This is a genomic window from Comamonas sp. B-9 (assembly GCF_000410635.1).
Taxonomy (GTDB): domain Bacteria; phylum Pseudomonadota; class Gammaproteobacteria; order Burkholderiales; family Burkholderiaceae_C; genus Comamonas.
In genome coordinates, this window is sequence record NZ_KE148585.1 from 1 (window position 1) to 5745 (window position 5745).

Here is a 5745-nt window from a genome sequence, read left to right on the forward strand (position 1 = left end):
GCAGCGCGCCATCAGCGCGGCGGCCTGGGCCATGCGCGGCCCCGGGCGCACGATCGCATACGACTCTTCATCGCTGAACACGCAGACACGGCCCGCCTTGACGGCCTGGAGGTTGTGCCAGCCCGGGTAGCTGGTGGCAGCCTGCATGCTGCGGTTGCCCAGCATGATCACATCGGGCTGGGCGCGCAGCAAAAACTCGGGGCTCAACCGGGGAAACGGGCCCAGCTCAGCCGGCACCACATTGTCCACGCCCAGCTGGGTCAGGGTTTCGCCAATAAAGGACTGGGGGCCGGCCGCATAAGGGCCGCGGCTCACCTCAAAGTAGACCCGGGTATGGCGCGTGCGCTCGGGCAGCCCGCGCACCACCGCATCAATGCCCGACTCCAGCGCGCGCCAGACCCGGTCAGCGCCCTGCGCCTGGGGCACGCCCAAGAGCTGGCCCAGGGTGCCCAGCACGCGGTGGATGTCGGCCTTGGATTTCACATCGAGCGCCACCACCTTCAGGCCCAGCGCCTGCAAGCGTTCCGCCGCCTTGGAGGCATCGGACAGCAGCACCACATCGGGCTTGAGCGCCACGACCGATTCCACGCTCGGGTCCAGCCCGCCGCCTACCACCGGCAGCTTCTTGACCGAGGCAGGCCAGTCCGAATAGCGGTCTACCCCCACCAGCCGCTCGCACAAACCGAGCGCGCAGGTGCTCTCGGTGAGCGAGGGCAGAAGACTCACGATGCGCTGCGGCGGTTGCGCCAGCTGCACCTTGCGGCCCCGGTCATCGACGATGGCCGCGGGCCTGACCAGGTCCTGGTCCTTCCAGACCGGCGCGTTGGCAAAGGGTTGCAGGCGCAGTTCATCGACACTGGCAGACGGCGCAGCTTGGGCCATCGGCAATGAGAGCATCAGCGCTACCCAGGCAAGCGCTTGCCGCAAAAGGGGTCGGGGAGCCATCAACAAAGCCATCATTTCATCTGCAGCGGCAAGCCCGCCGCCATCAGTTGTACGCGGTTGCAGGCCGCTGCCGCTTGCTGGTTCAGCAGTCCCAGCGCATCGACAAAGGCGCGCACCTCACGGCCCATAGGAATCACGCCCAGGCCAATCTCATTGCTGACCAGAATGATGGGGCCAGTGGCGGCCTGCAAGGCAGCGACAAAGGCATCGCACTGGGCCTGCCAGGCTTGCGCAGGCGCAGTCGCTGGGGGATTGGATGGCGGCTCCATCGGCATCAACCAGTTGGTGAGCCACAGGGTCAGGCAGTCGACCACCAGCAGGTGTTCGGGCCGGCTGCTCGCCAGCAGCTGCTGGGCCACGTCGCGCGGCGCCTCCACGGTGGCCAGTTGCGGCACGCGGGCGCGGCGGTCTCGCTGGTGGCGCGCAATGCGCTCGTGCATCTCGGCGTCATACGCGGTGCCGGTGGCGACCAGGCTGGCGCTGCGACCGGCACCGGCCTGCAGCCAGGCACGCGCCAGCAGCTCGGCCTGGCGCGATTTGCCCGATTTCTGCCCGCCCAGCAGCAGCAATTTCAGCGGCGCGCCATCAACGTGGAAAAGAGAGTCATCCATGGCGCGCATCTTAGGCGTTCAGTGCCTCGGTATGCCAGGCCTGCGGATCGACCACCGGCATCTCCACCCCCAGCAAAGCGGCCACCGCCTGCGGGCAGGAGGGGAACCAGGCATGGAAATAGCTCGCATGGATGCTGCCCTGCTGGTAGACGGCTTCGCCCTTGCCGCTCTCGGCCGCCTGGCCCGGGCGGCTGCTGCGCGCTACTTCCAGGGCCTCGCTCTGCAGCTTGGAATAGTGAAAGGTATGGCCGCGCAGCATGCCCCAGGGCGTCAGCAGCTGCTGCATGCCCAGACCCGCCAGGCGCTGCTGCATGACGGCCTGCGCTGGCAGCAAGCCCCAGAGGCTGTGCCAGCGGCTGTCCAGGTCGGTCAGGCCCTCGGCCAGTGCCACCATGCCGCCGCATTCGGCCCAGACGGGCTTGCGCTGTTCCAGGTGCGCCTGCAGATCGAGCTGCAGACCGGCATTGGCCTTGAGCGCGGGCAGGTGCAGCTCCGGGTAGCCGCCAGGCAGCCAGAGCGCATCGCATGCAGGCAGGCGGTCGCCTGCGATCGGCGCGAAAAAGGCCAGCTCGGCACCCATGGCCTGCAGGCATTCCAGATTGGCGGTGTAGATAAAGCTGAAGGCGGCATCGCGGGCGACGGCAATGCGCCGCCCGGCCAGCCAGGCGGGCACCGGGGCGGCAGCAGCAGGCGCGGTAAAGGCCACCGTCCAGCGCTGCTGCCATTCCTGCCAAGTCAGCTGGCCCAGCGGCGTTTGCGCCAGCACATCGGCGGCGGCATCCAGGCGCTCGGCAGCGTCGTGCAGCTCATGGGCTGCCACCAGGCCCAGATGGCGTTCGGGCAGCAGGTTGGCGCGCGGTTTCGCAGCATCGAGGCTCACCTGGTTCATCGCGCCCAGCCACAGGGCCGGGTCGCGCAGGCCGCTGCGCAGCATCTCGCCATGGTGGGCGGTGGCCACGCGGTTGGCCAGCACGCCGGCCAGCTGCAGGCCCGGGTCATAGTGCTGCAGGCCATGGGCAATGGCGCCAAAGGTGGCGGCCATGGCCGATGCATCCACCACCACCACAGCGGAGATACCCAGCGACTTGGCCAGCTCGGCCGCGCTGTTGGCACCGTCGAACAGGCCCATCACGCCTTCGATCAGCAGCACATCGTTGCTTTGTGCGGCCTGGAACAGGCGTGCGCGCACATCGGCTTCGCCGTTCATCCAGCGGTCCAGCGCATGCACCGGCTGGCCGCTGGCCAGGCGCAGCCACTGCGGATCGAGAAAATCCGGGCCGCATTTGAACACCTGCACCCGCCGGCCCTGGCGGGCATGCAGGCGCGCCAAGGCTGCCGTCACCGTGGTCTTGCCCTGGCCCGATGCGGGCGCGGCAATCAGCAGTGCCACGCAAGCGGCTGTTGGGCGGTCCTGAACCGTCATCTCTGTCATGGCTGGCTTATCCCCTCTGCGCTCAGCGCGGCATCCACTTCACACCCACATACACGCTGCGCCCTTCGGTGGCATAGGTGCGTGCGGTCTGGTAGCGCTTGTCGGTCAGGTTGTTGATCCGGGCGATCAGGTTCACATCCTTGACGATCTCGGTCTGCGCCGACAGGTTGAACAAGGTGTAGCCACCCAGCACATTGGTGTTGGCGGCATTGTCAAAGCGCTTGGCGCTGGTCTGCAGGTCGGCAGCCCAGGTCCAACCGGCGGCACGCGTCTCGGCGCCCAGGGTGGCATAGCGCTTGGCGCGGCGCGCCAGCAGCTTGTCGTTTTCGGTATCGCGCGGGTTCTGGAAGTCGACCGAGCCGTGCAGATTGAACGCACCCAGCTTGGTCGTGGCCGCCAGGGTAATGCCTTCCAGGCGCGCCTTGCCCACATTGGCGTAGCAGCCAAACGTGCTGTCACAACTGCCGGGCGACGAGAAGTTGATCAGGTTGGTGACCCGGTTGCGGTAGGCCGTGGCCGAGAAGCTATCAGCCCCCTGCGCCCAGCGCAGGCCCAGCTCGGCATTGCGGCTTTTCTCGGGCTGCAGCGATGCGTCGCCGTATTCGCTAAAGCGCTGGTAGAGCGTGGGCACGCGGAAGGCCGTGCCCACCGTCGCGGTGGCGCGCCAGTTCGTTGCAAAGGCATAGCCATAGGCGGCGCTGCCGGTGGTCTTGCCGCCAAACTCGCTGTCGTCATCGCGGCGCAGGTTCAGTTGCACGGTGTGCGGGCCGGTGTTCAGGCCATAGCCCAGCGCCAGCGCATTCTGGTGGCGGTCGCGGTCAATGCCGCCATTGGTCAGCGCGTCGTCACGCCGCTCCAGCGCGGCCGTCAAGGTGTGGACGCCCAGGCGCCAGGTATTTTGGAACAGGTAGTTGTGCAGGCGCGTGTCCGTCTGGTAGGGCGAGGGCCGGGTCTCGTAATAGTCGCGCGACTGGCTGAACTGCAGCTTGGTGCTGTAGTGCTCGGTCCACTGCGCCTGCCAGTTCAGGCCCAGCGCATACATCTTGTTAAGGCTGCGGTCGTCCTCGGTCAGGCTGCTGTCATAGCCCGAGTTCACATCACTGGCCAGCAAGGTGGCCTCCAGCCGGTGCTGGCCGTTTAGCTGGTAGCCCAGCCGGCCGCTGACCGCATTGCTGCGGTAGTCATCCTTGTCCGGGTTGGCGGTGGCCACGGTGCGGGCGTTGAAGCCATCGGTCTGCGAGCGGTTCAGGCCCAGCGCGTAATCCCAGCCCTCGGCGCTGCCGGAGATGCCGGCCTCGGCCGTGAACGTGCCCCGGTTACCAAAGCCCAGGCCCACATAGGGCTGGGGCACGCCCTCACCCTTCTTGGTGAAGATCTGCACCACGCCGCCCATCGCGTCCGAGCCGTAGACGGCAGCGGCCGGGCCACGCAGCACTTCGATGCGGTCGATCAGCGCCAGCGGAATCGATTGCCAGGAGGCGCCGCCGGTCGATTGCGAATCCATGCGCACGCCGTCGACATAGACAGCGGTAAAGCGCGAATCGGCGCCGCGCATGAACACGCTGGTCGTCGTGCCCGGCCCGCCGTTGCGAGAAATCTGGATGCCCGGCACGCGCGCGAGCACATCGGCCACGCTGCCCGGGCCCTGGCGCTCGATGGTCTGCGCATCGATGATAGACATGTCGGCCACCAGATCGGACAGTGGCTGCTCGATGCGGTTGGCGGTCACCACCATCTCTTGCAGGTTCTTACCCTCTGTTTCCTGGGCCGCTGGAGCCTGCTGCGCCTGAGCTTGCAGCGCCAACAGGGGCAACGCCGATGCGATGGCCAAGGCCAAAAAACGGGGGGTATGGAGGGTGCCCGAGCGGGGCGCAAGCGCGGGACGCGCGCAGCGGCGTGTCGAAAAAGCAGAGGAACACATGCACTGAGTTGGTGATGAACCACCCCGCGCCAGCCTCCCCGCCGGCAATGGGGAACACGGAGGCCGCAGCAAGGCCTCAGCCGCGCGCCTCCACTATTGTTGGCCGGTATCCGGGCTGGCGATGACACAGCACACGCCTTCCCAAACACTTGTTCAAGGTATTCAGTGGCATAGTGGTGGCTGTGGATGGCGCAAAAGCCAACCATCGCTTACCGTTGCGGGGGCAGCGCAGGTTGCGTAAGGCTTGTAGGGCACAAGCAGCGCTCCTGCTTCCCGTTGAACTGCCCCCATGTGAACCACTGGGGCGAGCACCAACGGGTACAATTTTAGCGTTAAACCCATTGCGCACTTAAGAAGACTGTCTCTCTATGGCCACTACGCCTTCTATGGATCTGATGCTTGAGCGGGTGGAGGCACTGCTGAGCCGTCATGAGGCTTTGCAACGCGCCCACGCCCAATTGCAAGAGCAAGTCACCACCCTGACCCAGGAGCGCGACTCCCTCCAATCGCGCCTGACAGCGGCCCGCGCCCGCGTGGATGCACTGATCGAACGCCTGCCCAAGACCTTTGACCAGGACGAATGATGAAACAGCTGGAAGTACACATCATGCAGCAAAGCTATATGCTGGGCTGCCCCGAAGGCCAGGAAGCACGTCTGCTGGCCGCCGTCAAGCATGTCGATGAGGCCATGAGCGGTATCCGCGACGCGGGCAAGATCCGTGGCCGCGAGCGCATCGCTGTGCTGGCGGCCCTCAATGTCGCCTTTGACCTGCTTGATTTGCAGGTGCAAAACAGCCAGCTCAGCCAGACCGCCGACGCGCTGCAGGCGCAAGCCG

Annotated in this window: 6 protein-coding genes and 1 riboswitch; of the genes, 2 read left to right on the forward strand and 4 right to left on the reverse strand. The window is 66.4% G+C overall.

All coding sequences use genetic code 11. The features are described 5' to 3' along the window. From H928_RS27760 to H928_RS0113905, 4 genes are all read right to left on the reverse strand, one after another. Nucleotides 1–882: ABC transporter substrate-binding protein (locus tag H928_RS27760; RefSeq protein WP_021027059.1), on the reverse strand; the 882-nt coding region annotated here is incomplete at its 3' end. Between the two features lie 74 nt (nucleotides 883–956). Then, nucleotides 957–1556, reverse strand: coding sequence for a bifunctional adenosylcobinamide kinase/adenosylcobinamide-phosphate guanylyltransferase (locus H928_RS27765; RefSeq protein ID WP_043340155.1), 600 nt, complete (start codon nucleotides 1554–1556; stop codon nucleotides 957–959). 10 nt (nucleotides 1557–1566) lie between these two features. Next, nucleotides 1567–2988 (reverse strand): cobyrinate a,c-diamide synthase, encoded by a 1422-nt coding sequence (locus H928_RS27770; protein WP_021027062.1) that lies wholly within the window; start codon nucleotides 2986–2988, stop codon nucleotides 1567–1569. Between the two features lie 22 nt (nucleotides 2989–3010). Further along, complete coding sequence (locus tag H928_RS0113905; protein ID WP_021027063.1) at nucleotides 3011–4909, reverse strand: TonB-dependent receptor domain-containing protein; 1899 nt, start codon at nucleotides 4907–4909, stop codon at nucleotides 3011–3013. An 83-nt stretch (nucleotides 4910–4992) separates the two neighbouring features. Next, nucleotides 4993–5240, reverse strand: a riboswitch (cobalamin riboswitch). A gap of 37 nt (nucleotides 5241–5277) precedes the next feature. Here H928_RS0113905 and H928_RS0113910 point away from each other — a divergent pair. After that, a complete protein-coding gene (locus H928_RS0113910; protein ID WP_021027064.1) occupies nucleotides 5278–5493 on the forward strand; it encodes a hypothetical protein in 216 nt (71 codons plus the stop codon). After that, the coding region (locus H928_RS33390) for a cell division protein ZapA (protein ID WP_043340142.1) at nucleotides 5493–5745 on the forward strand (253 nt) is incomplete at its 3' end. The genes H928_RS0113910 and H928_RS33390, both read left to right, overlap by 1 nt.